19 protein-coding genes are annotated in these 26,405 nt (G+C 65.9%); 17 read left to right on the top strand and 2 right to left on the bottom strand.

All coding sequences use genetic code 11. The features are described 5' to 3' along the window. Positions 1–179 precede the first annotated feature (179 nt). The 9 genes from ACRVY7_RS04055 to ACRVY7_RS04015 are packed head-to-tail and all read left to right on the top strand — an operon-like array spanning position 180 to position 13,816. Entirely contained in the window at positions 180–1,637 is a 1,458-nt protein-coding gene (locus tag ACRVY7_RS04055) for a nitrate/nitrite transporter (RefSeq protein ID WP_064868952.1), read from the top strand. Positions 1,638–1,645: 8 nt separating this feature from the next. After that, positions 1,646–4,189 (top strand): nitrite reductase large subunit NirB, encoded by a 2,544-nt coding sequence (gene nirB / locus ACRVY7_RS04050; RefSeq protein WP_431816074.1) that lies wholly within the window; start codon positions 1,646–1,648, stop codon positions 4,187–4,189. Beyond that, positions 4,186–4,590 (top strand): nitrite reductase small subunit NirD, encoded by a 405-nt coding sequence (gene nirD, locus ACRVY7_RS04045; RefSeq protein WP_049697706.1) that lies wholly within the window; start codon positions 4,186–4,188, stop codon positions 4,588–4,590. The genes nirB (ACRVY7_RS04050) and nirD overlap by 4 nt, the downstream gene beginning before the upstream one ends. Continuing rightward, positions 4,587–5,768 carry a uroporphyrinogen-III synthase gene (locus ACRVY7_RS04040; RefSeq protein ID WP_049697707.1) on the top strand — a complete coding sequence of 394 codons (1,182 nt, stop codon included), beginning with the start codon at positions 4,587–4,589 and terminating at the stop codon, positions 5,766–5,768. Before nirD ends, ACRVY7_RS04040 begins: the two co-directional genes overlap by 4 nt. After that, the gene (locus tag ACRVY7_RS04035) at positions 5,758–6,492 is read left to right on the top strand and encodes a sirohydrochlorin chelatase (RefSeq protein ID WP_431816073.1); all 735 of its coding nucleotides are present in this window, start codon (positions 5,758–5,760) and stop codon (positions 6,490–6,492) included. The genes ACRVY7_RS04040 and ACRVY7_RS04035 overlap by 11 nt, the downstream gene beginning before the upstream one ends. Positions 6,493–6,548: 56 nt before the next feature. Further along, positions 6,549–10,649 carry a bifunctional nitrate reductase/sulfite reductase flavoprotein subunit alpha gene (locus tag ACRVY7_RS04030; protein WP_431816072.1) on the top strand — a complete coding sequence of 1,367 codons (4,101 nt, stop codon included), beginning with the start codon at positions 6,549–6,551 and terminating at the stop codon, positions 10,647–10,649. Positions 10,650–10,665: 16 nt separating this feature from the next. Further along, positions 10,666–11,019, top strand: a complete 354-nt coding sequence (locus ACRVY7_RS04025) for a hypothetical protein (RefSeq protein WP_049697710.1) — start codon at positions 10,666–10,668, stop codon at positions 11,017–11,019. Then, positions 11,019–13,508, top strand: coding sequence for a nitrite reductase large subunit NirB (gene nirB, locus ACRVY7_RS04020; RefSeq protein ID WP_431816071.1), 2,490 nt, complete (start codon positions 11,019–11,021; stop codon positions 13,506–13,508). Before ACRVY7_RS04025 ends, nirB (ACRVY7_RS04020) begins: the two co-directional genes overlap by 1 nt. Beyond that, positions 13,505–13,816 (top strand): Rieske (2Fe-2S) protein, encoded by a 312-nt coding sequence (locus tag ACRVY7_RS04015; RefSeq protein WP_049697712.1) that lies wholly within the window; start codon positions 13,505–13,507, stop codon positions 13,814–13,816. The genes nirB (ACRVY7_RS04020) and ACRVY7_RS04015 overlap by 4 nt, the downstream gene beginning before the upstream one ends. Before the next feature lie 27 nt (positions 13,817–13,843). On the opposite strand, the gene kstR is transcribed toward ACRVY7_RS04015, so the two are convergent. Next, a complete protein-coding gene (kstR, locus tag ACRVY7_RS04010; protein ID WP_431816070.1) occupies positions 13,844–14,578 on the bottom strand; it encodes a cholesterol catabolism transcriptional regulator KstR in 735 nt (244 codons plus the stop codon). Positions 14,579–14,707: 129 nt separating this feature from the next. Here kstR and ACRVY7_RS04005 point away from each other — a divergent pair, with 129 nt between their 5' ends. The 8 genes from ACRVY7_RS04005 (at position 14,708) to ACRVY7_RS03970 (ending at position 25,053) form a co-directional block, all read left to right on the top strand. Beyond that, the gene (locus ACRVY7_RS04005) at positions 14,708–16,900 is read left to right on the top strand and encodes an acyl-CoA dehydrogenase family protein (protein ID WP_431816069.1); all 2,193 of its coding nucleotides are present in this window, start codon (positions 14,708–14,710) and stop codon (positions 16,898–16,900) included. A gap of 116 nt (positions 16,901–17,016) precedes the next feature. Beyond that, the gene (locus tag ACRVY7_RS04000) at positions 17,017–18,114 is read left to right on the top strand and encodes an acyl-CoA dehydrogenase family protein (protein ID WP_431816068.1); all 1,098 of its coding nucleotides are present in this window, start codon (positions 17,017–17,019) and stop codon (positions 18,112–18,114) included. A 56-nt stretch (positions 18,115–18,170) separates the two neighbouring features. Further along, positions 18,171–19,334 (top strand): acyl-CoA dehydrogenase family protein, encoded by a 1,164-nt coding sequence (locus tag ACRVY7_RS03995; protein WP_431816067.1) that lies wholly within the window; start codon positions 18,171–18,173, stop codon positions 19,332–19,334. Further along, complete coding sequence (locus tag ACRVY7_RS03990; RefSeq protein WP_431816066.1) at positions 19,331–20,392, top strand: bifunctional MaoC family dehydratase N-terminal/OB-fold nucleic acid binding domain-containing protein; 1,062 nt, start codon at positions 19,331–19,333, stop codon at positions 20,390–20,392. The genes ACRVY7_RS03995 and ACRVY7_RS03990 overlap by 4 nt, the downstream gene beginning before the upstream one ends. After that, complete coding sequence (locus tag ACRVY7_RS03985) at positions 20,389–20,799, top strand: MaoC family dehydratase (RefSeq protein WP_049698040.1); 411 nt, start codon at positions 20,389–20,391, stop codon at positions 20,797–20,799. The genes ACRVY7_RS03990 and ACRVY7_RS03985 overlap by 4 nt, the downstream gene beginning before the upstream one ends. Next, positions 20,799–21,974, top strand: coding sequence for a lipid-transfer protein (locus ACRVY7_RS03980; protein ID WP_431816065.1), 1,176 nt, complete (start codon positions 20,799–20,801; stop codon positions 21,972–21,974). The genes ACRVY7_RS03985 and ACRVY7_RS03980 overlap by 1 nt, the downstream gene beginning before the upstream one ends. A 63-nt stretch (positions 21,975–22,037) precedes the next feature. Continuing rightward, positions 22,038–23,684, top strand: a complete 1,647-nt coding sequence (locus ACRVY7_RS03975; protein WP_431816064.1) for an AMP-binding protein — start codon at positions 22,038–22,040, stop codon at positions 23,682–23,684. Between the two features lie 163 nt (positions 23,685–23,847). Then, positions 23,848–25,053 (top strand): alpha/beta hydrolase family protein, encoded by a 1,206-nt coding sequence (locus ACRVY7_RS03970; protein ID WP_431816063.1) that lies wholly within the window; start codon positions 23,848–23,850, stop codon positions 25,051–25,053. A 28-nt stretch (positions 25,054–25,081) separates the two neighbouring features. On the opposite strand, the gene ACRVY7_RS03965 is transcribed toward ACRVY7_RS03970, so the two are convergent. Next, a complete protein-coding gene (locus tag ACRVY7_RS03965) occupies positions 25,082–26,395 on the bottom strand; it encodes an SLC13 family permease (RefSeq protein ID WP_431816062.1) in 1,314 nt (437 codons plus the stop codon). Positions 26,396–26,405: the final 10 nt, after the last annotated feature.

The raw sequence follows: 26,405 nt of genomic DNA, 5'->3' as shown, positions 1-26,405 counted from the left end.
CTCGCGGTCTTGTCACACCGCACTTCTCACACCTCGCCGCCTCGTCAGGTGAGCAGACTGTGACGGCGAGGTCACGCGCAGAAAACTTCCTGCAACAGGCGCTTCCTATGGTCATAGACACATCACGTCGCGCCGCCGTTGTCGCGACACCTCAGCCCATTGCAGGAAGCGGCATCAACATGAGTTACACGTACACCCGTAAACACCACATCACCGGATGGGACCCGGAGGACCGGCAGGCCTGGGATGCGGGCGGCGCAGAGATCGCCAAGCGCAACCTCGTCTGGTCGATCATCTGCGAGCACATCGGCTTCTCCATCTGGTCGCTGTTCTCGGTGATGGTGCTCTTCATGTCGCCGGAGTACGGCATCAGCCTCGACCAGAAGTTCGCCATCACGGCAACGGCCACTCTCGTCGGTGCTTGCCTCCGTATTCCCTACACCACGGCGACCGCCAAGTTCGGTGGCCGTAACTGGGCGATCTTCTCCGCGGTGGTCCTGCTGATCCCGACCACCCTGGTGTTGATACTGATGCTGAATCCGGGCAAGTTCGGATTCGGTTGGTTCCTCTTTGCCGCAGCGCTCACCGGCCTCGGCGGCGGCAACTTCGCGTCGTCGATGACCAACATCAACGCCTTCTTCCCGCACCGCCTCAAGGGCTGGGCACTGGGACTCAACGCGGGCGGCGGCAACATCGGTGTCCCGGTGATCCAGTTGATCGGGCTGTTGGTCATCTGGTTGGCGTCCGACAAGCCGGAGATCGTGTGCGCCATCTACCTCGTCGCTCTCGCGTTCGCCGCGATCGGTGCCGCGCTCTACATGGACAACCTCGACCACCAGACCTCGAGCTATCGCTCCATGGTCGATTGCCTGAAGTACCGCGACACGTGGTTGATCTCGCTTCTCTACATCGGCACGTTCGGCTCGTTCATCGGCTTCAGCTTTGCCTTCTCGCAGGTGCTGCAGATCAGCTTCAAGTCGTCCGGCGTCGGTAATGCTGCACTCGCCGCAGCCCAGATCGCTTGGATCGGACCGCTTCTCGGTTCCATCGCCCGTCCGTTCGGCGGCAAGCTCGCCGACCGCTTCGGCGGTGGCCGCATCACCTTCCTGTGCTTCCTCGCGATGATCGCATCGGCGTCGGTCCTGGTGATCTCCGGAATGGCTGCCGACGCACACGCCCATCACAAGATCGGTACCGCTCAGCTGATCGGCTTCATCGTCGGATTCATCCTGCTGTTCCTGATCTCGGGCATCGCCAATGGTTCGGTCTACAAGATCATTCCGACCGTCTTCGAACACAAGTCGCGCAACCTCACCGGCCTCGACACCATGGGCCGCGTGATCTGGTCACGCAAGATGTCCGGTGCACTCATCGGCATCGCGGGTGCGGTCGGTGCGCTCGGCGGCGTCGCCATCAACCTGGTTCTGCGTTCGAGCTACAAAGCCAATCAGTCTGCGACGGTTGCCTTCTGGGTGTTCCTCGGCTTCTACGTGATCGCTGCGATCATCACCTGGATCTTCTACGCCCGCCGCGAGATCGTGCTGGAGGAGCGGGAGACCACCGACATCGCGGTCGACCCGCCGGTCGCCGACGACGCGCCTTCGGCCACGGTCCCGGCAGCGGAACCGGCGAAGTGACCCGCGACATGGATTCGGCACCAACGATGGATACACAAACCTGTGTGGTCGTCGGCCACGGAATGGTCGGACACCGATTCGTTCAGGAACTGCGCGAACGCGACACCGCGAACCGATACCGGGTGATCGTGTTGAGCGAAGAACCGGTCGCTGCCTACGACCGTGTCGGGCTGTCGAGCTACGTCGGATCGTGGGACCCCGCGTCGATGTCGCTGCCCGACAACACCTATGCCGGAGACGGCCTCGTCGAGCTCCGGTTGGGCGAGTCGGCCACGACGATCGACCGCGAGCAACGTCGGATCATCACGTCGGCTGGCAACGAGATCGACTACGACGCAGTGGTTCTCGCCACCGGATCGTATCCGTTCGTGCCGCCTGTCGAGGGCAAGGACAACCCGCGGAGCTTCGTGTACCGCACCCTCGCCGACCTAGACGCGATCCGCGCGATCGCCGAGGCCGCGGAGCCGGGTGCACCGGGAGTCGTTGTCGGCGGCGGACTGCTCGGACTCGAGGCGGCCAACGCCCTGCGACTGCTCGGAATGACGCCGCACGTCGTCGAATTCGCGCCCCGACTGATGCCACTGCAGGTCGACGACGGCGGCGGAGCGCTGCTGGCATCGCTCGTCGGTGAGCTCGGTCTGCACGTGCACACAGGGGTGTCCACGACGGCCATCGCCGACGGCGACGACGACCTCCTCGCCGTCACGCTGTCGGACGGGACCGTCCTCGACGCCGCGCTCGTGGTGTTCTCCGCGGGAGTCCGCCCGCAGGACGCGATCGGTCGACAGGCCGGGCTCGACGTCGGTGAGCGCGGCGGAATCATCACCGATACCGGATGTCGCACAAGCGATTCGGCGATCTGGGCGATCGGTGAGGTCGCCGCGGTCGAGGGTCGGTGCTACGGCCTGGTCGCTCCCGGCTACACGATGGCCGAGATCGCCGCGGACGGCATCCTCGGCGTCGAGGACACCCTGTTTCCCGGCGCCGACATGTCGACGAAGCTGAAACTGCTCGGCGTCGACGTCGCGAGCTTCGGCGACGCCATGGGTGTCACCGAGAACGCACTCGAGATCGTCTACTCCGATCCCGTCGCGGGCACCTACAAGAAGCTCGTGCTCTCCGACGACGCGTCGACCCTGCTCGGCGGCATCCTCGTCGGCGACGCCGATGCGTACGCGATGCTGAAACCGATGGTGGGACGCGAGATTCCGGGCGATCCGTCGTCGTTGATCGCGCCTGCGGCAGGCGAGGGCGGCGGCATCGGATTGTCCGCACTGCCCGACGACGCCGAGATCTGTTCGTGCAACGGCGTTTCCAAGGGATCGATCTGCTCGGCCATCGCCGAGGGCGCATGCTCGGTCGCCGACATCAAGGGCTGCACGTCGGCGGGCACGACGTGTGGTGGCTGCGTGCCGTCGATCACCAGGCTGCTCGCCGACTCGGGCGTCGAGTTGTCCAAGGCCCTGTGTGCGCACTTCACGCAGTCGCGTGCCGAACTGTTCTCGATCGTCGCCGCAACCGGGATCCGCACCTTCTCCGAGCTGATCGCCCGCTTCGGGACCGGCAGTGGGTGCGAGATCTGCAAGCCGACCGTCGCGTCGATCCTGGCCTCGACGTCGAGCGATCACATCCTCGACGGCGAGCAGGCCGCGCTGCAGGACACGAACGACCACTTCCTGGCCAATCTGCAGAAGAACGGCACCTACTCGGTCGTTCCACGGATGCCCGGTGGCGAGGTGACCGCCGACCAACTGATCACGATCGGTCAGATCGCGAAGGATTTCGGCCTGTACACCAAGGTCACCGGTGGTCAGCGCATCGACATGTTCGGTGCGCGCGTCGAGCAGCTTCCCGAGATCTGGCGCCGACTCGTCGACGCCGGGATGGAGTCCGGCCACGCCTACGGCAAGAGCTTGCGGACTGTGAAGAGCTGCGTCGGTTCGAGCTGGTGTCGCTACGGCGTGCAGGATTCGGTGGCAATGGCGGTCCGCCTCGAACATCGCTATCGCGGGTTACGTTCACCACACAAGATCAAGCTCGGCGTGTCGGGGTGTGCCCGCGAATGCGCGGAGGCGCGCGGCAAAGACGTCGGCGTGATCGCGACCGAGAATGGATGGAACCTCTACGTCGGCGGAAACGGCGGCCAGAGTCCCACGCACGCAAAGCTTCTCGCGTCCGGACTCGACGACGAGACGCTGGTGCGCTACATCGACCGCTACCTGATGTTCTACGTCAGGACCGCCGACAGGTTGCAGCGCACCGCGCCGTGGCAGGAGAGCTTCGACGGAGGGCTCGATCGGTTGCGGCAAATCGTCTGTGACGACATCCTTGGTATCGGAGGCGACCTCGAGGATGCGGTCGCCAAGCACGTTGACGGCTACCGCGACGAATGGGCCGCAGTGCTCGACGATGAGGACAAGCTGCGTCGCTTCGTGTCCTTCGTCAACGCCCCGGAGACTCCCGACCCGACCATCGCCTTCGACGAGTCGTCGGGCCGCAAGGTCCCGGTGCTGCTCGGCACGCCCACACGACTCAAGGAGACAGCATCATGACCGCGTTGGACGACGCTCCGCAGTCGGCGGGCGACACCACTGTTGCGACCGTGAGTACCTGGGTGCCGGTGTGCACGCTCGACCAGTTGACTGTCGGCCGCGGTGTTGCGGCGCTCGTCGGCACCACACAGGTCGCGGTGTTCCGCCTGTCCGACGGCGCGGACACACTGCGCGTCGTCGACAACATCGATCCCTTCGGCCGCGCCGCCGTGATGTCGCGCGGGCTGATCGGCGATCGAAATGGTGAGCCCACCGTCGCATCACCACTGCTCAAGCAGGTGTTTTCGCTCGAATCCGGCGCGTGTCTCGATGACGAGTCGCAGGCGCTGCGGACGTACCCGGTGCGGGTTGTCGATGGAATGGTCGAGGTCGGGATCATCGAGACCAGCGACACCCGATGACACCCTCCGACCCACCCACGGTCACGGCGAATCCGGACAAGACCCTGACCGGCTTCACCATCGGCATCACGGCGGCGCGGCGAGCCGACGAGTTCGCCGCGCTGCTCACACGTCGTGGCGCCGAGGTCATCCATGCCCCTGCCATCCGCATCATCCCGCTCATCGACGACGACGAGCTCGAGCGTGCCACCGAATCCATTCTCAAGGAACCGCCAGACGTCATGGTGGCGACCACAGGAATCGGATTCCGCGGCTGGGTGGAGGCGGCCGACGGGTGGGGACTCGCCGACGACCTGGTGGACACGCTCGGTGGCGTGCGACTGCTCGCGAGAGGCCCCAAGGCCAAGGGGGCCATTCGCGCGGCTGGTCTGCGTGAACAGTGGTCGCCGCCCAGCGAGTCGTCGAGTGAGCTGATCCGTGAGCTACTCGACGAGGGAGTCGCGGGGCTGCGGGTGGCAGTACAGCTCCACGGCGCGACGACGAGCTGGGAGCCGCTACCCGACCTGTGCGACGTGCTCCGCGAGGCGGGTGCCGAGGTCGTCCCGGTGCCGGTCTATCGCTGGACTCCGCCGGACGACACCGACCCGATGGCCCGGATGATCGACGCTGTCATCAACCGCGACCTCGACGCCGTGACGTTCACCAGCGCACCAGCGGTGGCGTCGATGCTCGGTCAGGCGCATCGCACCGGTGCGCTTGAACCGTTGCTGCACGCCATGCGCACCGTGGTACCCGCGATGTGCGTCGGCAACGTGACGGCGGGTCCGCTGCACGCGCTGCAGGTTCCCACGGTCCAGCCCGCCCGGTTTCGTCTCGGAGCGCTCGTCAGACTCATCGCCGAGGAACTACCGCGTCGAGCGAGCGTGCTCCGCGTCGCGGGGCACGACCTGAGCCTGCGGGCGTCGGGCGTGGTGGTCGACGGCTGCTTCCAATCGGTGACGGGCTCGAGTATGGCGCTGCTGCGGGTGCTGCATCGTGTTCCGGGACAAGTCATTTCGCGCAAAGCGATGCTCGACGAACTCCCCGGCGGTGGCACCGATACGCACGCCGTCGAGATGGCGGTCACCAGACTGCGCTCGGCGTTGGGCGATTCCAAAATGATCCAGACGGTGGTCAAGCGTGGATACCGTTTGGCCGTCGACCTCGAATACGACGAGAACGATTCCGATGACGCCTGAACACTTCGCTGCCACCGCGCCGCAACCCATCCTCGTGGCTCACGGCACCCGCTCGGTTGCGGGAGTCGCGACCATCGCACGCATTGCCGAACTCGTGGGGGAGCGCGTGGGAACGACGCGCGTCGCATTCGTCGACGTCCTCGGTCCCTCGCCGTCGGAGCTACTCAGGCAGACCACGGGGCCCGCGCTGATCGTGCCCGCCTTTCTGGCCGCGGGATACCACGTCCGACGCGACATCCCGGAGCACATCGAGGCCAGCGGCCATCAGCGGGTCACGCTGTGCGACAACATGGGCCCCGACCCGATGCTCGCGGTCCTGATGCTCGAGCGACTGCGCGCCGCCGGCTGGCGGCGCGGTGACGCCGTGGTCATGGCCGCCGCCGGATCGTCGGATGCGCTCGCGCTGGCCGACGTCGAGACCGCAGCCCGTCAGCTCGGCGAGCTGATCGACGACGACGTTCCGGTCGGCTACGTCACCACCGCGACACCACGCGTCCCCGACGTGGTGTCGGCCACGCGTAGGTCGCGGCGGCGTCGGGTCTTCATCGCCGCCTACCTGTTGGCGCCAGGACTGTTTCACGCCCGCTTGAGCGAGTACGGCGCCGACGGCGTTGCTGCCCCGATCGGCGCGGACCCGCGGGTGGCGGATCTGATCGTCGCGCGGCTCACCACCACGGGCCGGGGCGACTCACAGTCGCGACCAGCGCGTGTGAGAACCATGTGATCGACCGGTAACGCGCATTCATGGCATCGGAAACAATCGGCTCCAACCATGGAGTCATGCCCGCGACCTCCACCGTCGACTCGCTCTGTGCTTACTGCGGGGTGGGGTGCGGGATGGTGCTGCACGTGTCGACGCCTGACGGCGCAGGACTTCCGTTGGTCACCAAGACCACCGGACGTAAGGATCATCCGACGAACTTCGGCCGGTTGTGCACCAAGGGGTCGACCACGTCGGACATGCTTGCCGCGCCGGGACGGATGGAGAAGGCGTCCATCCGGACCAGCCGCGACACCGACCGGGAGTCGGTCGGAATCGACGAGGCGATCTCTTTTGCCGCACGCCGGATGCGGGCGATAGCCGACGAGCACGGCCCGGATTCGGTTGCGGTGTACGTGTCGGGCCAGATGTCGACCGAGGCGCAGTACCTGTCGAACAAATTCACCAAGGGCTATCTGCGCGGCATCAACATCGAATCCAACTCGCGACTGTGCATGGCCAGCGCCGGCACCGGCTACAAGCAGTCCCTCGGCGCCGACGGCCCTCCCGGCTCCTATCAGGACTTCGAGCACGCCGACCTGTTCTTCGTCATCGGCTCCAACATGGCCGACTGTCATCCGATCCTGTTCCTGCGCATGATGGAACGGGTCAAGGCAGGCGCGAAACTGGTCGTGATCGATCCACGACGCACCGCCACCGCGGCCAAGGCCGACCTCTACCTGCAGGTCAAACCCGGCACCGACCTCGCCCTGCTGAACGGTCTGCTGCACCTGTTGATCGAGGCCGACGACGTCGACCACACCTTCGTCGAGACCTACACCGAGGGTTTCGATGCGACCAAGGAGTTCGTCTCCGAGTACACGCCTGGTGCCGTCAGCGAGACCACCGGCATCCCCGAGGCCGACATCCGCACGGCCGCACAGTGGATCGGTGAGTCCACGAACTGGATGAGTTGCTGGACAATGGGACTCAACCAGTCCATCCACGGAACCTGGCACACCAACGCGCTGATCAATCTGCACCTGGTCACCGGCGCGATCTGCCGCCTCGGCAGTGGTCCGTTCTCGCTCACCGGACAGCCCAACGCGATGGGCGGACGCGAAATGGGTTATATGGGGCCGGGTTTGCCCGGCCAGCGGGCGGTGATCTCCGAGGCCGACCGTGACTTCTGCGAGGACACCTGGGGTGTGCCACGCGGTACGCTGCGCAGCGAGGTCGGGACCGGCACCATCGACATGTTCGACCAGATGGCCGACGGCAAGATCAAGGCCTGCTGGATCATCTGCACCAATCCCATTGCCAGCGTGTCCAATCGATCGCGTGTCATCGAAGCACTGCAACGCTGTGAGCTGGTGGTGGTGCAGGATGTGTTCGCCGAGAACGAGACCCTGCCCTACGCCGACGTCGCACTGCCCGCCACCCTGTGGACCGAGTCCGACGGGGTGATGATCAACTCCGAACGCAACCTCACCCTCTTCCAGCCTGCCGTCGCGCCGCCCGGCGATGCGCTGCCCGACTGGCAACTGATCTGCCGGATCGCCACCGAGATGGGATACGGCGAAGGATTCTCCTTCGGTTCGGCCGAAGAGGTGTTCGAGGAGATCAAGCGTTTCTGGAATCCCAAGACCGGCTGGGACATTCGCGGTGCCAGCTATGCGCGGCTCCGCGAGACCCCGCTGCAGTGGCCGTGCCCGCCCGACGACGACGCCGACCGCCACCCCATCCGCTATCTCAACGACGGCCGTAGCCAGACCAAGGTGGTGCGCGCCGACGGCACCACACCGGAGTTCGTCTTCCCCACCCCGAGCGGGCGGGCGATCTTCCACGCCCGACCATGTCTGCCGCCCGCCGAGATGCCCGACGACGAGTTCCCGCTCGTCCTCAACACCGGACGGCTGCCGCATCAGTGGCACACCATGACCAAGACCGGGCGGGTGGCCAAACTCAACAAACTCAACCCGTCACCGTTCGTCGAGATCCACCCCGACGATGCGGCCGCTCTCGATGTGGCCGAAGGGGATTCGGTGCGCGTGCGATCACGGCGCGGTGCCGCGGTGCTGCCTGCCGTCCTCACCGACCGCGTACGCCCCGGCAACTGCTTCGCACCGTTTCACTGGAGCGACATGTTCGGTGCGGACGTCACCATCAACGCCGTCACCAACGACGCCGTCGACCCGGCGTCGTTGCAACCGGAGTTCAAGGTGAGTGCCGTGGCGTTGGAGAAGGTCGCCGCAGCGCCGACCGCTGATACACCCGCATCGGCCCCTGCCCGCACCGATGTCCCGGCGTCATCTCTTGCTGTGACACTGGGACTTTCGGCCGTTGCTCCGCCCGCGCTGTCGGCCACCGAACAAACCTATGTGGCCGGAGTGCTCGCCGGGCTGCAGAGCGAGGCGTCGATTGCAGGCGTACCGCTGTTGCCGCCCGAGGCGCCGCTGTCCGAACAGAATCGCGCCTGGGTGAATGGTGTTCTCGCCGGGGCATTCTCACGATCCACGTCCACCGCGGGCGGGCCGCAGGCAGCAGCGCCGGACGACGCGGCGCCCGCGCCGACCGTCGAGGTGCTCTGGGCATCGCAGACCGGTACCGTCGAGGACTACGCGCCGACCGTCGCACAATCGCTGGCCGCGCAGGGCTATTCGGCCGCAACCAAAACCCTCGACGAGGCCGGACTCGCTGCCCTCACCCCGGAGAGCACGGTGCTGATCGTCACCTCCACCACCGGAGACGGCGATCCCCCGGACAACGCCACATCCTTCTGGGACCAACTCTCCGGCGACGATGCACCACCGCTGAGCGGCGTGCGGTACGGGGTGCTGGCCTTCGGCGATCCCAGCTACGACGAATTCTGCGGCTTCGGACGCAAACTCGACGACCGGCTGGCCGAACTGGGGGCCACGCGTCTCCTCGACCGGGTCGACTGCGAACCCGATTTCGAGTCGACGGCGCAGGGCTGGCTCGACGCCGTGTCCGGTGAACTGGCCACGGCCCTGCCGTCGGCGAGCGCCCCCGCGGAAGCCCCGCCGATGCCGGACGCGCCGATCTCCTACGGTCGTAAGAACCCGCTGGTGACCTCGCTGGTCCGGAACACCCGCCTCAGCGGCGACGGATCGGCAAAGGACGTGCGGCAGTTCGGGTTCGCGCTGCCCGAGAACACTCTGACCTACGATGCGGGCGATGCCCTCGGGGTGTGGCCGCGCAACAGTCGACCGCTGGTCGAGGCGTTCCTGGAGACCTCCGGACTCGACGCCGACACGGTGGTCACCGTCGGCGGCGAGGACATGCCGTTGGGCAGCGCCCTGCGTGAACGCCTCGAGATCGCGAAGATCAGCCCCGGTGTCCTCGAATTCGTCTGCGACCGGGCAGCATCGGCGGATCTGCGGTCGATGCTGGCGCCGGAGAACAAATCCGACCTCGACGACTGGCTGTGGGGCAGGCAGATCGCCGACCTGCTCACCACGTTCCCGATGCGTGCATCAGCGGCCGACTGGTTGTCGACGCTGGCGCCGATGACACCCCGGCAGTACTCGATCTCGTCGAGTCCGCTGGAGAGTCCCGACGAGGTCCAGTTGACCGTGTCGGCAGTGCGCTACAACCTGCACGGCGTCCCGCGTCACGGCGTCTGCTCGACCTACCTCGCCGACCACGCCGCCGACGACGACATTCGAATCTGGGTGCAGCGCAATGCCGGCTTCTCGCCGCCCGAGGATCCGGACGCCCCGATGATCATGGTCGGCCCCGGTACCGGAATCGCACCATTCCGCGGGTTCCTGCATCATCGTCGGCTACTGGGTCATCGTGGGCCGAACTGGTTGTTCTTCGGTGAGCAGCACGCGGCCACCGACTTCTACTACCGCGACGAACTCGAGACGATGCTCGCCGACGGGTCGTTGGACCGGCTCGACGTCGCATTCTCCCGCGATCAGAAGTCGAAAGTCTATGTGCAGGACCGGATGATCGAGCACGGTGAACAGCTCTGGCGATGGCTGTCCGACGGCGCGCATTTCTATGTGTGCGGTGACCGGATGCGGATGGCCCGCGATGTCGATGACGCGCTGACCCGGGTCGTCGCCGAACACGGTAAGTTGTCCGGCCCCAGTGCCGAGGCATATGTGAAAGCCCTTGCCGCCGATAAACGTTACGTGCGTGACGTCTACTGAAAGGTGACCCCGCCCCATGAGTGACAGCAGCACACCGCGATTTCTGCAGGGCCTGTTCGCGTTCAAGGGAGCCGGCTTCGAGACCCTCGCGGTCATCGACGACTCGCTCACCCTGACCGTGCCCGATGGCTCGACCCTGCAGGCGGTCTACTTCCGTGGCGGCAACAGCAGCGACGAGATGATCACGATTGCTCTGATGCACGACGGGAAACCGGTGCGCTACTTCCCGATTGCCGCTCAGGGCGGCACCCACGTGCCGTTGCGGCTGGTCGAGGACTTTCTGGAGGGCGCGGAGATTTCCCTTGCGCTGGCCGCACCCACCTCCGCGTCGGGCACCGTGGTCATCGACCTCGGTGTGGTGGAGTTCTGATGGCGCAGGAGACTGCGGTGACCCGGCAGTCGCTGGTGGTGGTGGGCAACGGCATGGCCGGCGCCCGCGCCATCGAGGAGATCCTGGCGCGTGGCGGGGCAGATCAGTTCGCCATCACCGTCTTCGGTGACGAACCGTATGGAAACTACAACCGCATCGCACTGTCCCACGTGCTCGCCGGCTCCGATGCCCCCGACGACATCTACCTCAACGCCGTCGATTGGTACGGCGACAACGGAATCGATCTGCGGGCCGGGGTGCGGGTGGTCCGGATCGACCCGTACGCGAAAGTCGTTCTCGCCGATGACGGTTCGCGGGTGGCCTACGACAAGTTGATCATCGCCACCGGCAGCCGTGCCTTCTTCCCGCCCATCGAGGGGTTGTGGGTCGACGACACCACGCAGCTGAGCGGTGTATTCGGCTTTCGCAGCCTAGACGACACCACGGCGATCATCTCCCACGCCGACGACGCCGAACACGCGGTGGTCATCGGCGGCGGACTGCTCGGACTCGAAGCGGCACACGGTCTTTACGGCCGTGGTGTGGCGTCGACGGTGGTGCATTCCGGTCCGATCCTGATGAACGCCCAACTCGACGAAACCGGTGGCGCGGTGTTGCGCAGCGCGATCGAGTCGACCGGCGTCACCGTGGTCACCGGTAAACGCACCGTCAAAGCCTTCGCCGATGATGAGAATGCCATCACCGGAATCGGATTCGCCGACGGTGAGCAGATGGATTGCGATCTGCTGGTGCTGGCCACAGGCATCCGCCCCAACGTGGGGCTGGCCCGCGGTGCCGGACTGACCGTCGAACGCGCCATCGTCGTCGACGACCACATGCGCTCGATCGACGACGACGACATCTACGTGGTCGGTGAATGCGCGCAGCACCGCGGCCAGGTGTACGGACTGGTCGCACCCTTGTGGGAGCAGGCCAAAGTCCTGGCCGATCACCTCACCGCAGCCAATTCGACTGCCGCATATCATGGTTCGCGCACCTCGACGAAACTCAAGGTCGCGGGCGTCGACGTCGCCCAGATGGGTGTCAAGGCGCCCGAACATGCCGACGACGAGTACCTGCAGTTCTACGAGCCCCGGCACGGCGTCTACAAGACCGTGGTAATCCGGGAGAACAAGCTCGTCGGCGCCACGCTCGTCGGCGACGTCAGCAAGGTCTCGTTCCTGATGCAGGCCTTCGACCAGGGAACCGAACTCCCCGACGAACGCATCTCGCTGATGTTCGACATCGGAACACCCGACGCCGCAACGGGAGTCGAGGAACTCTCCGACGATGCCCAGGTGTGCAACTGCAACGGCGTCGACAAGGCGACCATCGTCGGGTGCGTCGCAGGCGGCACCACCTCGGTGGCAGGCGTGATGGCCGCGACCCGCGCCGGAAAGGGCTGCGGCTCATGTAAGGGATTGGTGGCGCAGGTCGTCGAATGGGCCGCAGGCGACGCGGTCACCGAGGACCCGTCGGCCAACTGGTACGTACCCGCAATCCCGTACGAGAAGCCAGAACTCATGCGGCTGATCCGCGACCTCAAGCTCTACTCGGTGCGTTCGGTATTCGCGGCCCTCGCCCCCGACGGCAAGGAGGATGCGAACTCCAAGATGGGGTTGTCGTCGCTACTGGAGATGATGTGGGGCTCGGACTTCATCGACGAACGCGCCGAACGCTTCATCAACGACCGCGTCCACGCCAACATCCAGCGCGACGGCACGTTTTCCGTTGTGCCGCAGATGAAAGGCGGCGTGACCAACGTCGAGCAGTTGCGCAAGATCGCCGACGTCGCGGAGAAATACGAGGTTCCGCTCATCAAACTGACCGGAGGCCAGCGCATCGACCTGCTCGGCCTGCGCAAGGAGGACCTGCCCGCCGTGTGGGCAGATCTCGACATGCCGTCGGGGTATGCGTACGGCAAGAGTTTCCGCACGGTCAAAACCTGTGTGGGAAGCGACTTCTGCCGGTTCGGGGTAGGCGACTCGACGGCGCTGGGCATCGCTCTGGAGGAGCGGTATCAGGGCATAGCGGGTCCGGCGAAGATGAAGCTCGCGGTCACCGGGTGCCCGCGCAATTGCGCGGAAGCGCTGTGTAAAGACTTCGGCGTCGTCGCGATCGACGGCGGCAAGTGGGAGATCTACGTCGGCGGTGCTGCCGGTGCACACATCCGCAAGGGCGATCTGTTGGCGACCGTCGACAGTGCCGACGAGGTCATGACACTGGCGGGCCGATTTCTGCAGTACTACCGCGAGAGTGCGAAATGGCTCGAACGCACCTACGCGTGGGTTCCGCGATACGGCATCGAGAAGATCAGGGCAGTCGTCGTCGACGACGCGGAAGGCATTGCGCAACAACTCGATTCCAATATGCAGCGGTCCGTCGACGCCTATCGAGACCCCTGGCAGGACGGCAAAAAGCCTGCCACTCCGGGTCAGTTCCGTTCGGCGCTGCCGCTGCTGCCGCTCCCGCAGGTGCCGGTCCGATGAGCGAGATAGCAGTCGGCAACATCGCCGACATCCCGCCGGGCGAGGGACGGGCATTCGGTATCGACGGTACGCAGATTGCGGTCTTCCGACTGCGCGACGATTCGCTGCGCGCACTCGACGCCGTCTGCCCGCACCGCGGCGGGCCACTGGCCGACGCGCTGATCGACGACTGTGTCGTGGTGTGCCCGTTGCACAATCACACCTACGACCTGGGCACCGGTGACGAGATCGCCTTCGGCGGCAGCGGAGTTCGTGCGTACGCGGTGCGCGCCGACGAGTCGGGCACCATCACCGTCGACTTGGGCTGATCGCGACGGCCCACCCCGGCGGTTCGGTTACGCCTGAGCTGCGACCCGGCCCTTGAGGAGCAGTCGGACCGTGAGCTCGAGCCGGTTGGTGACGTCGGTGGCCGAGGCTCGGCGGGTGAGCCACTGCACCAGGTTCGACATCCAGACGTCCGACAGCACGCGTGCGATCGCGAGTTCTTCGTCGCTCGGCTCGCCCTCGTCGACGATCGCACCTGCGAACAGTCGGTCGATGATCCCGGCGACCTGATCGACCTCGGCGGTCGCCGATGCGTCGGCGAACATGAAGGCTCTCGTCATGGCCTCGGTCAACAGGGGATCGCGCTGCATCGCGAAGGTGATCATGTCGAGGACGTGGCGCAGCCGCTCGATGGCGTTCTCGCCCTGCAGTTGCGAGCGGTCGACGCGGGTCTCGACGCGCTCGAACTCGCGCGCGAGCGCGGTCACCAGCAGGTGCACCTTCGACGGGAAGTATCGGTAGAGGGTTCCCACCGCAACGTCGGCTTTCTCTGCGACGGTGCGCATCTGCACGGCGTCGTAGCCGCCTTTGGAGGCGAGGGCGAGCGTCGCGTCGAGGATGCGGCGTCGACGGTCGCGCTGTGCGGCCGAACCACTCTCCGTCGTCGACGTAGCTGCGGTTGCTGTGGCTGTAGCGGCGTCGGCTGGGGCGGGAGTGCCCTTGGCGGCGGCCGACTTCGACGAGACTCCTTTGTTCGGACTCGGTGCCGACTTCTGTGGCACGGCATCTTCAGACGACCGGGTCATATGTAGGCGACATCCTCATCTCGTGACCATCGACACCGACGGCGTCGATGGTCTGGTGGACAAAACCCCTTCGGACTATTAGAACAGGTTCTAATTCTTCGTCACAACCTGAATGCAGAGGATTTCAGCGTGAGCCTTGCCACGTCCGACGAACAGATTGCCGTCTGCGAAGCCATTTCCGCGTGGGCGAAGCGTCGTCGCACCACCGATATCGTACGGGCTGAACTGGAGAAACCGCGCGACCACTGGCGTGACCTCTTTCCGGAACTGGCTGAATTGGGCGTTTTCGCCGCGTTGGTCGAGGAGGCGCAGGGTGGCGTCGGTGCCTCGTTCTCCGACGTCGCCGCGATGGTCGAGCAATGCGGAGCCAGCCTGGTGCCGGGTCCGATCGGCGAGACCGTCGTGGCGACCCTGGCGCTATCGGTGTCGACCGATCCCCGTGCCGCGGCGGTGCGCGACACGGTGGTGTCGGGAGAGGTCTCCGTGACGGTGCCCACCCTCACGCGGGCAGGCGGCGAGGCGGCGTTGGTCGACGGATCGATCGATCTCGGCGTCGTCGTCGGATATGTCGACGGTTGCGTGATTCTCGCTAAAATTGCTGGTCAGGGCCTCGATCCGGGGTGGTATGTGATCCCTGCCGATGCGGGTCTACGCGACGTCGAGCCGGCGGCGAGCCTCGACGGCCGAGGTTCGGTTGGCCGGCTGCGCATCACCGACCTGGGCGTCGGCGACCTGCTCGTCGTCGACGATGGTGATCTCATTGCGGGCGCACTGTCGGCGACCGCCGCCGCCTACGCCAGCGGCGTGACGCGCTGGGCGCTCGACACCGCGGTCGACTATGCCAAGGTGCGCACCCAGTTCGGTGTACCCATCGGCTCGTTTCAAGCCGTCAAGCACATCTGCGCCGACATGCTCTGTCGCAGCGAACAGGTCACCGCGGCGGCGTGGGATCTCGCGGTGGCCGTCGACGCTGCGGTGGCCGCACCGGTGGGCGACGACGACGCGGAGACCGCGCGCGAGCAACTCGCGTTCTCCAGGCTCGCCGCCGACGTGCTGGTCGCCTCGCTGCCCGTCGCGACGGCTGAGGACTGCATCCAGGTGCTCGGCGGCATCGGCTTCACGTTTGAGCACGACGCACATCTCTACCTGCGAACGGCATTGGCGCTGCGCGCGGCGACAGCGGCCGCGTCCACGCAGCGTGAACAACTCGGTCGCCTCGGCATCCTCGGTGGGCGTCGACGCTTCGAGCTCGACCTGACCTCCGTCGAGCATCGCCGTGGCGCCATCAGAGCCGACATCGCCGCGATCGCGGCGGCCGAACCGAATGCGCAGCGGAGCGCGATGGCCGAATCCGGTTATCTCGCACCGCATTGGCCGCCGCCGCATGGTCTCGGCGCCGACCCCGCGCTGCAGTTGCTCATCGACTCCGAGTTCGAACGCGCGGGCGTCGAACGTCCCGACCTCGTGATCGGGGCATGGGCGATTCCGACGATCCTCGCGCACGGAACAGCCAAGCAGCACACACGTTTCGTGCATCCGACCCTCGTCGGCGACATCGTCTGGTGCCAGTTGTTCAGCGAACCCGAGGCGGGCTCCGACCTTGCGTCGTTGCGCACCAGGGCTATTCGCGTCGAGGGCGGTTGGAGTCTGACAGGGCAGAAGATCTGGACCTCGCAGGCGCACAATGCCCAGTGGGGGATCTGTCTCGCGCGCACGAATCCCGAGGCGCCGAAACACAAGGGGATCACCTACTTCCTGGTCGACATGGCGTCGGCGGGCATCGACATCCGACCGCTTCGGGAGTTGTCCGGGCAGGCCAATTTCAACGAGGTCTTCCTCGACGACGTGTTCGTCCCCGACGAGTGCGTGGTCGGTGAGGTCGACGGCGGCTGGCGGCTGGCTCGTACGACACTCGCCAACGAACGTGTGGCGATGGGTGGTTCGGGACTCGGCAAGGAGATGGATGCGCTGCTTGGTCAGATCGACTCGTTGGGTCGGGAGCTGTCCACAGGCGAGTTGGCACGGTTGGGCGAGCTCGTCGCCGACGCGCACGTCGGACGTGTCCTCGACGCACTCGCGGTGTCTCGTCGGCTCGCCGGCCACGATCCGGGCGCGGTATCGAGCGTGCGCAAGCTGATCGGCGTCGCGCACCGGCAATCGGTGCCCGAGTTCGGTCTCGACCTGCTCGGGGTCGACGGCGTCGGGGCGGGCGATGCGTCCGATCAGCTCCTGCAGAACAGGTGTTTGTCCATCGCGGGCGGCACCACCCAGATACTGCGGACCGCCGCTGCGGAACGGATTCTCGGTCTGCCGCGCGGCTGACGCGGGACTCTGGCTGAGAATCAGCAGATCAACTGCCAATTCGCCCACCGGGAGCGCGGAGTCTGATACAACTAGAACGAGTTCTAGTTTTGGTGTTGGCGAAAAGGGGATCGTCGGTGGATTTCGGCATGGACAGCTCCGCGGAAGCGGTCGCCGATGTGGCGCGGGATGTCTTCGCCCGCCACGAGTCCGACTGGACGTCGCTGTTCGGCGGACGGGTCAGGGCGGGCGAGTCGCGGGAGGATGCCGCGGCGTCGTACGACGGATTCGATCGCAACCTCTGGACGGCGCTGACCGACGCCGGACTCCTCGCCTTGCCCCTACCGGAAGCACTCGGGGGTGACGATCTCGGAGTTCTTTGCGTACTTCCGCTGCTGCGTCAACTGGGCTCGTCCGCCGCGGTGACCCCTGCACTCGGCTCGCTGACGTCGTCGCTCCTCCTGCAGACGGTCGACGACGCCGCGCGCGATCGATGGGCCACGACGCTCACCGCCGGCGCATGGCACGCGATCGCGATCGGCGAACCCGGCGACCCGCTGACGTCGACGCCGCGCACCACATTGCGTGACGGAAGGTTGTCGGGCACCAAGAGTGGAGTACTGCACGCAGACGGCGCGTCGACGCTGCTCGTCGCCACCGATGCCGGGGTGGTCGCAGTGGCCACCGCAGCCGACGGGGTGTCGATCACGCGAACTCCGGCGTCGAGCGGGTGGGGCGAGTGCACCGTGCGATTCGACGACGTGACCGTCGACGACGCCGACGTGCTGACCGCCGATGTCTCGGGGCTGCGTGACCTGTACCGACTCGCGCTGAGTGCGTACGCCGACGGTCTCGTCGCGGGGGCTACCCGCCTCACCGCCGATCACGTGTCCAACCGCACGCAGTTCGGTAAACCGATCGCGCTGTTCCAGGCCGTCGGACAGCAGTTGGCCGACATCTACGTCGTCGGACGATCGCTGAACCTCTCGACCACCGCCGCGGCCTGGCGCTTGTCCGAAGGTCTTGACGCACAACAAGATCTGGGTATCGCGTCGTACTGGACGGCAGCTGAGATCCCCGCGGCGATGCGGACCATGACGCACCTCCACGGGGGCGTAGGCGTCGACCTGACGTATCCGTTGCATCGCTACTTCTCGATCGCCAAGGATCTCGCGCGACTCGTCGGAGGAGCCAATGCTCGGCTCGACGAACTCGCCCACGCGTCGAATCCATAGCGATGCCAACCTGATTCACCCGACCGCTCAAACCGAATCCGCAGGGGACGTAACCGATGTTCATAGACCTCACGCCGCAGCAGCAGGAGTTGCGCGCAGATCTGCGTGAGTATTTCGCCGATCTGGTCGACCCCACGGCAGCACAGACGATGCTCACCGAGCGCCACGGCCCCACCTATCGGGACGTGATCCGACAGATGGGGAGCGACGGATGGCTCGGGGTCGGATGGCCGAAGGAGTACGGCGGCAAGGGGTTCGGGGAGATCGAACAGCAGATCTTCACCAACGAGGCAGTGCGCGCCGACGTTCCGCTTCCCGCGGTGACGCTCCAAACGGTCGGCCCCACCCTCCAGGTACACGGAACCGACGAGCAGAAGAAGCTCTTCCTTCCCAGAATCCTTGCCGGCGACGTCCATTTCGCGATCGGCTACACCGAACCCGACGCCGGGACCGACCTCGCCTCACTGACCACGACGGCGGTACGCGACGGTGATCACTACGTGGTCAACGGACAGAAGATCTTCACCACCGGCGGGCACGACGCCGACTACATCTGGCTGGCGGTACGCACCGACAAGGACGCCCCTAAACACAAGGGCATCTCGATCCTCATCGTCGATACCTCCGATCCCGGTTTCAGTTGGACGCCCATCATCACCGCAGACGGTGCCCACCACGTGAATGCCACGTACTACAACGATGTTCGCGTTCCGGTGTCGATGCGCGTCGGCGACGAGGGTGGCGGGTGGAGACTGATCACCACGCAGCTCAACCACGAGCGGGTGATGCTCGGACCTGCGGGGCGTATCGAGGGACTGGCGTCGCGTGTCCGTGCGTGGGCGTCGCGTCCCGGCCCCGACGGCACGGTGATCGCCAAGCATCCCGACGTCGCGCGGGCGCTCGCCCAGATCGATGCGTACGCGCGGATCAACGAACTGCTCAACTGGCAGGTCGCGTCGACGGGGGAGGCCATTTCGATGGCCGATGCCGCGGCGACGAAGGTATTCGCGACAGAGCGCGTTCAAGTGGTGTGCCGAATGATCGACGAGATCATCGGCCGCTACGGGGATTTCACCGATCCCGAGACCGCGGCGCTGGTGGACTGGCTCGACGTTCAGGAGAAGAGAAACGTGGTGATCACCTTCGGAGGTGGCGTCAACGAGGTGATGCGCGACATGATCGCGACCGCCGGACTAGGACTGCCGAGGGCGAAGCGATGAGCGACATCCGCACCGCCGCGCAGGCGATCATCGACGCCGGGCCGAGCGCGCCGACGCTCGGGCGCGATCCCGTGAACACCCCGATGATCAACAACTGGGTCGAGGCCATCGGCGACACGAACCCTGTCTACGTCGACGCCGACGCCGCGCGTGCCGCAGGACATTCGGGCATCGTCGCACCTCCCGCCATGGCGCAGGTGTGGACGATGCGCGGGCTGAACGGGCAGCGTACGGCCGACGATCCGCTCGGCCGGGCGTCGGAACTCTTCGACGAGGCGGGGTACACCTCCGTCGTGGCCACCAACTGCGACACCACCTATCATCGCTATCTCGATGTGGGAGAGCAGGTCTCGCTGTCTGCCGAACTGGTCGACGTCGTCGGACCCAAGCAGACGGCGCTGGGGGAGGGTTGGTTCTTCACCACGCGCAACACCTGGTCGGTCGACGACGAGGTGGTCGCCGAGATGGATTTCCGCATCCTGAAGTTCCGCCCGCACGACGACGTGGCGCCCAGGGATGCCGGCGCAGGCGACGTGCCCTCTGACCTCGACCCCTCACGGATGTTGCGGCCCAGCGCCTCTCGCGACACCGAGTTCTTCTGGGAGGGCATCGCCGCCCACGAACTGCGCATTCAGAAACTCGACGACGGAACGCTGCGTCATCCGCCGATACCCGCGACCTGGAAGCCTCGGCAACCCGATGGCACCGTGCCGGTCACCGACTACGTCGTCGCGTCGGGCACAGGAACGGTCTACAGCTATGTGGTGCACCGCGCACCCAAGGTACCCGGGCGCGCATTGCCTTTCGTGGTCGCCCTCGTCGAACTCGACGGATTCGAATCGGTCGACAGCGGTGACAGCGGTGACAGCGACGACGACGGTTTGCCGCTGTCTTCTCCCGTCCGACTGCTCGCCGAGTTGCGCGACGTCGACCCCGCCGACGTGCACATCGGGCAGCGCGTCGAGGCGATGTTCCTCGACTTTCCCGCCGACGAGGAGTCGGGCACCGACGCCTGGACGCTGCACGCGTGGCGCCCGACCACACAGGAGGCGCAGTGACGACCAGTGCGATCCCCACTGTCGAAGTAGGAACAACGTTGCCGCCATTGACAATCGACGCGACGCCGACGTTCATCGTATCGACAGCGCTGGCAACCCGTGACTTCCAGGATGTCCATCACGACCGCGACCTCGCTCAGGCCAAGGGGTCCAAGGACATCTTCGTCAACATTCTCACCGACACCGGACTCGTCGAACGATTCGTCACCGACTGGGCCGGTCCGTCTGCGAGGATTCGTTCGATCAAGCTCAAACTCGGTGTGCCGTGGTATGCCTACGACTCGTTGACCTTCACCGGCGAGGTGACCGACGTCGACGACGATCTGGTCACCGTGGCCGTTACGGGAACGAATGCTCTTGGTAAGCATGTGATCTCGACCGTCACGCTCATGAGGGGAGGTCGCTGATGGGGCAGTTGTCGGGCGCAGCCGCGATCGCCGGGATCGGGGCCACCGAGTTCTCCAAGAACTCCGGGCGCAGCGAACTTCGGTTGGCGACCGAGGCGGTGCAGACTGCGCTCGCGGATGCCGGCCTGACCCCCGCCGATGTCGACGGTCTCGTCAGTTTCACCATGGACACCAACTCGGAGATCGCGGTCGCCCGCGCTGTGGGAATTCCCGAGCTCACGTACTTCTCGCGTATTCACTACGGCGGAGGTGCGGCCTGTTCGACGGTGCAGCAGGCAGCGATGGCTGTGGCCACGGGCGTGGCCGACGTGGTCGTTGCGTACCGGGCGTTCAACGAGCGGTCGGGTTTGCGCTTCGGACAGGTGAATTCGGCTGTGGCCAACCAGGAGAACTCGTCGGGCACCGACAACGCGTTCAGCTATCCGCACGGGTTGTCGACTCCGGCAGCGTTCGTCGCCATGGTCGCGCAGCGGTACCTGCACGAGTTCGGCGCCACGAGTGAGGATTTCGGACGCATCGCCGTCGTCGACCGCAAGCATGCTGCCAACAATCCCGAGGCGTTCTTCTACGGCAAGCCCATCACGTTGGCCGACCACCAGCAGTCGCGATACATCGCCGAACCGTTGCATCTGCTCGATTGCTGTCAGGAGTCCGATGGCGGTGTCGCGATCGTCGTCGTGTCGGCCGAACGTGCACGCGACCTACCGAATCCGCCTGCCGTGATCTCCGCGGCGGCATCGGGCAGCGGCGTCGACCAGTTCATCATGACGAGCTACTACCGTGACGAACTCGCCGCATTGCCCGAGATGTGCCTTGTCGGTCGGCAACTGTGGGAGCAGTCGGGACTGCGGCCCGACGACATGGACGCCGCGATCCTCTACGACCACTTCACGCCGTACACCCTGTTGCAGTTGGAGGAGTTGGGGTTCTGTGGGCGCGGCGAGGCAAAGGATTTCGTGCGGGAGCCGGGTGCGTTGGAAGTCGGCGGTCGGCTCCCGTTGAACACACACGGAGGTCAGTTGGGGGAGGCATACATCCACGGAATGAACGGTATAGCCGAAGCCGTCCGGCAGTTACGTGGCACGTCGGTGAATCAGGTGCCGGGCGCAGAGCGGGTGGTGGTGACGGCCGGAACAGGCGTTCCGACAAGCGGTTTGGTGTTGACGGCGGCGTGAGCGCCGCGCAGCGCGGATAGAGATGACGGGTCACAAGCAGTGCAGCAAGAGGAGCCAGCAGCAATGAAATTCAACCTCGCCGACGTCTTCGAGACAGTCGCCGATTCGGTACCCGACCGCATAGCCCTCAGTTACGGCGGACGCCAGATCAGCTATGCAGAGCTCGATCGACTCTCCAGCCAGGTCGCGCACATGTTCGCCGCGCAGGGCATCGGACTCGACGACAACGTGTCACTGTTCCTCAAGAACAGCGTCGAACACGTCACCAGCCTGCTCGGCCTGCTGAAGGTGCGCGCAGTACCCGTCAACGTCAACTATCGCTACACCAATGCCGAGTTGAGCTACATCTTCGACAACTCCGACTCGCGGGGAATCGTCGTCGAAGAACCTGAGCATCAGCGCAGCGTTGCCACGTTGCTGCCCGAACTGCCGCTCGTACGAACGGTATTCGTCATCGGGGAGATCGTCGACGAACTGCGCGCGGCGGCCGACGATCTGCCGGACGGACGCACTGTGCAGGTCGTACAGTTTGCCGATTCGGAGAAGCTCTCCGACGCACGAGATTTCGAGACGAGAACCGGCGACGAGCATTACCTCCTGTACACGGGCGGCACGACCGGCTACCCCAAGGGCGTGATCTGGCGACACGACGACTTCTTCCGCAAGCCGATCTCCGGTGGCAATCCGTATGGCGAGGCGCGCAAGGATCTCGCAGAAGTCGGTGCGGCGGTGAAGGATTTTCCGTCGATCGCCTTCAACATCGCGGCGCCGCTGATGCACGGCGCGGCGTCGTATTCGTTGTTCACCTTCCTCACGCTCGGCGGTCGGTTGGTGCTGATGCGCGACTTCGATCCCGCCGCGATCGTGTCGGGCATCGAGGACGAGCAGATCCAGATCATCCTCATCGTCGGCGACGCGATGGGAATGCCGCTCGTCGACGAACTCGAGCGCCGCACAGGCGACGTCGACCTGTCCTCGCTGTTCTCGATCACCTCGGGCGGGGCGATCTGGTCGCAACACGTGCGTGAGCGCATGGCCGCGGTGAAGCCAGACCTGGTGCTGCGTGACAACTTCGGAGCCTCGGAGTCGGGCAACGACGGCGAGATCATGATGGACGACAACGGCAACCTTCGGGTGCCGCCGACGGACAAGATGATGGTGGTCGACGAATCGCTCAACGAGATCACCCCGGGCTCGGGCGATGTCGGGTACATCGCGCGAATCGGCAATGTGCCCCTCGGCTACTACAAGGACGAGGCCAAGTCGGCCAAGACCTTTCCGACGCTTCCCGACGGTCGACGCATCTCGGTGCTCGGCGACATGGGGACCGTCGAGGCCGACGGCACCATCGTGTTCCTCGGTCGCGGCTCGCAGTGCATCAACACCGGCGGCGAGAAGGTGTACGCCGAGGAGGTAGAGGCGACGCTGCACGCGCACCCCGCCGTCGCCGACGCTCTCGTCGTTCCGATTCCCGATCCCAAGTACGGGCAGCGGGTCGGCGCGGTGGTCGCGGTGGCACAGGGCGAATCGGAGCCGACTCTCGAAGACCTGCAGACCCATTGCCGCGAGTCGCTGGCCGGCTACAAGGTCCCGCGGACCGTCGTATTCGTCGACGAGGTGAAGCGGACGCCCGCCGGTAAAGCCGACTACAAGTGGGCGAAAGCCACCGCGGCCACAGCGCCAGCGGCCCCGGAGTCGGCAGGCGTATGACGCCCACTCGGCGCGACGGAGCGCCCACTCGGCACGATGAGGCGCCCACTCGACGGGAATACCGGTCGACTGGGCGCTCGAGACCGGCGACTGGGCGCTCGAGACTGTCGACTGGGCGCTCGAGACGGCCGAGTGTGCAGTCGCCGAGCGAGGGCGGCGCTCAATGTATACGGTGTTCATCGTGAGTAAGCGAAGCAGGGTCGGGCGTCGGGTCGGTGTGATGGTGTCGGCGGTGGCGGTGGTCGCCGCGACGATGTCGGCGGTGATCGGGGCGCCGCCCGCGAGCGCCGCGCCGAGCGGGCCGTCGGGCACGGTGGTGTCGACCGAGCCGCTGCCCGCGCGGATCACGGTGCCCGGTGCGGTCGATGCGAAGCGGATCACGTACTGGACCAAGGGTGTTCGCGATGCGGCTGCGTTGTCGAGCGGTGCGGTCTATCTGCCGCCGGGTACGCCGCCCAAGGGCGGCTGGCCGGTGATCGCGTGGGCGCACGGCACAACCGGTCTCGCCGATCACTGCGCGTACTCCATCGGCGGTCCGGTCGCCGTCGAGCGTGACTGGGAGTACCTCGGCTCGTGGATGTCTCGCGGATACGCGGTGGTCGCCTCGGACTATGTCGGGCTCGGCACGCCGGGTAACCATCCGTATCTGAACGGTCGCGTCGAGGCGCACAGCATCGTCGACAGCGTGAAGGCGGCCCGGCAGGTGTATCCGCAGTTGTCGCGCAAGTGGGCGGTCGTCGGGCAGTCGCAGGGCGGTGGCGCCGCGATCACGACGGCTCGCTACGCAACCCAGTTCGGTGGCAAGGATCTGGACTACCGCGGCGCTGTGGGGACCGGCGTTCCGGCATATATCGAGAATCTCGTTGCGGCGCTTGGTCGTCCGTCGCCGGTCCGGCTCGGCGGGTTCTCGCCCAACACGACGATCTACGTGATGTACATCCTGTCCGGACTCCGTACGTCGTTCCCGGAATGGAACATCAACTCGTTCCTGACTCCGTACGGCCGATACTGGGTCGACAAAGCAGAGACCCAGTGCGACTCCGACAACGAGCTCGGCGCCCTGGTTCGATCGCAGAAGGTCGATCCCGGAAAACTGCTGAGCCGCCCGCTGTCCGATATCCCCGGATTCCAGGCGAAACTCACCGATTACATGGGTATCCCCGAATCCGGCTACGACAAACCGTTCTTCATCGGGCAGGGCGGCCTCGACACCGACGTCAACACCCCCGGAGTCTTGCTCCTGGTGTCGCGACTCAAGGCGAACAACCAGCCCGTGACGTTCCGGTTCTACCCGGACAAGGACCACAGCGGCACGGTCAACGCGTCGAAGGTCGACTCTATCCCGTTCGTGGACAAGCTCTTCCGCTGACCGATACGGCCGAGATCTCTGCCGGGGCTCACCCGAAAGCCCGCAGCCCGACCCACAGCGCGAGCACTGCGGCGACGAGTGTCAGCGGCACCGACACCAGCCCGAGCGACAGATAGAGACGCGACGACGTCGACGCCGAGTGTCGTCGCATGACGTCGCGCCACAGCAGATTGGCCAGCGAACCGAACACGGCCAAGTTGGGGCCGATGTTCACGCCGAGCAGTACCGCGAGCACCAGCGCGGGCTGACCCGCCACGAGCGGGACGAGCAGCAGCGTCGCCGGGAGATTGTTGAACAGGTTGGCGGCGACCGCTGCGATCACCGCGGCTCCCAGCAGCGCGAGAAGGCCTGCCCCGGACGGCATCAGCGTCGAGAAGAGGTCACCAACGGGGCCGTTGCGCACCGGCAGGATGATCACACCCAGCGCGGCAACGAAGATCAGGAACGGGACTCCTGCCGCGCGGACGGCGTCGACGCTGGTTGCGCGGGGTGTTCGCCACAACCACGGCAGCGCCATCACCAGCGCCCCGATGCCCGCCACGGCGGCCAGCGGGACACCGAGAGGTTCTGCGACGACGAATCCCACGAGAAGCACGCCGAGTGCGCCCAACGTCAGCAGCGGCGCCCGTGGCGTCTCGACGTCTTCCGAATGATCCTGCGCCGCATCGGATACGACGAGCTCGGGAGAATCGTCGACCTCACCGTGCCCGCGGGGCGATCTCAGGTCCGCTGCGAAGAACCACCGAAAGACGAGATATTCGACGACGATCGCCGCGACCCACGGCCACGCCATGATCGCGGCGAAGCGCGTGAACGACAGCCCGGCCGCGCCGAAGGCGAGCAGGTTGGTCAGGTTGGAGACGGGCAGGAGCGTCGACGCGCTGTTGGCGAGATGGTTGCTCGCGTAGGCGATGGGCGTGACCCGTGCACCGATGTGTCGTGCGGTCAGCACGGCTACCGGGGTCAGCAGCACGATCGTGGTGTCGAGGGACAATACAGCGGTCGTGACGGCAGCGACCACGAATACGATGCGCAGCAATCCGATCGCCGAACCGCGACTCCACCTGGCCAATACCACCCCGACCCAGGTGAAAACGCCTGCGCGTGCGCAGATCTCGGCGACGATGAGCATCGCCGCGAGAAAGCCGATCGTCGGCAGCATGAACCGAACCTCTGCCGCGGCGGTGTGCCAGTCGACGAGACCCAGCGCGACGACGAGCAACGCTGCCGGCACGGCGACAACAGCGGGTGGGACGCGTGTGACCGATACGGTGGCGACGATGGTCACGACCAACACGACGACCGCGACCACGGTGCCGAACGCGCTGCTCGCCTCGATCACCGGAGCGAGC

The sequence above is a fragment of the Gordonia jacobaea genome (assembly GCF_965344965.1).
Classification (GTDB): domain Bacteria; phylum Actinomycetota; class Actinomycetes; order Mycobacteriales; family Mycobacteriaceae; genus Gordonia; species Gordonia jacobaea.
The sequence above is the reverse complement of the archived record's forward strand: the minus strand, read 5'-3'. Positions and strand labels throughout refer to the sequence as shown.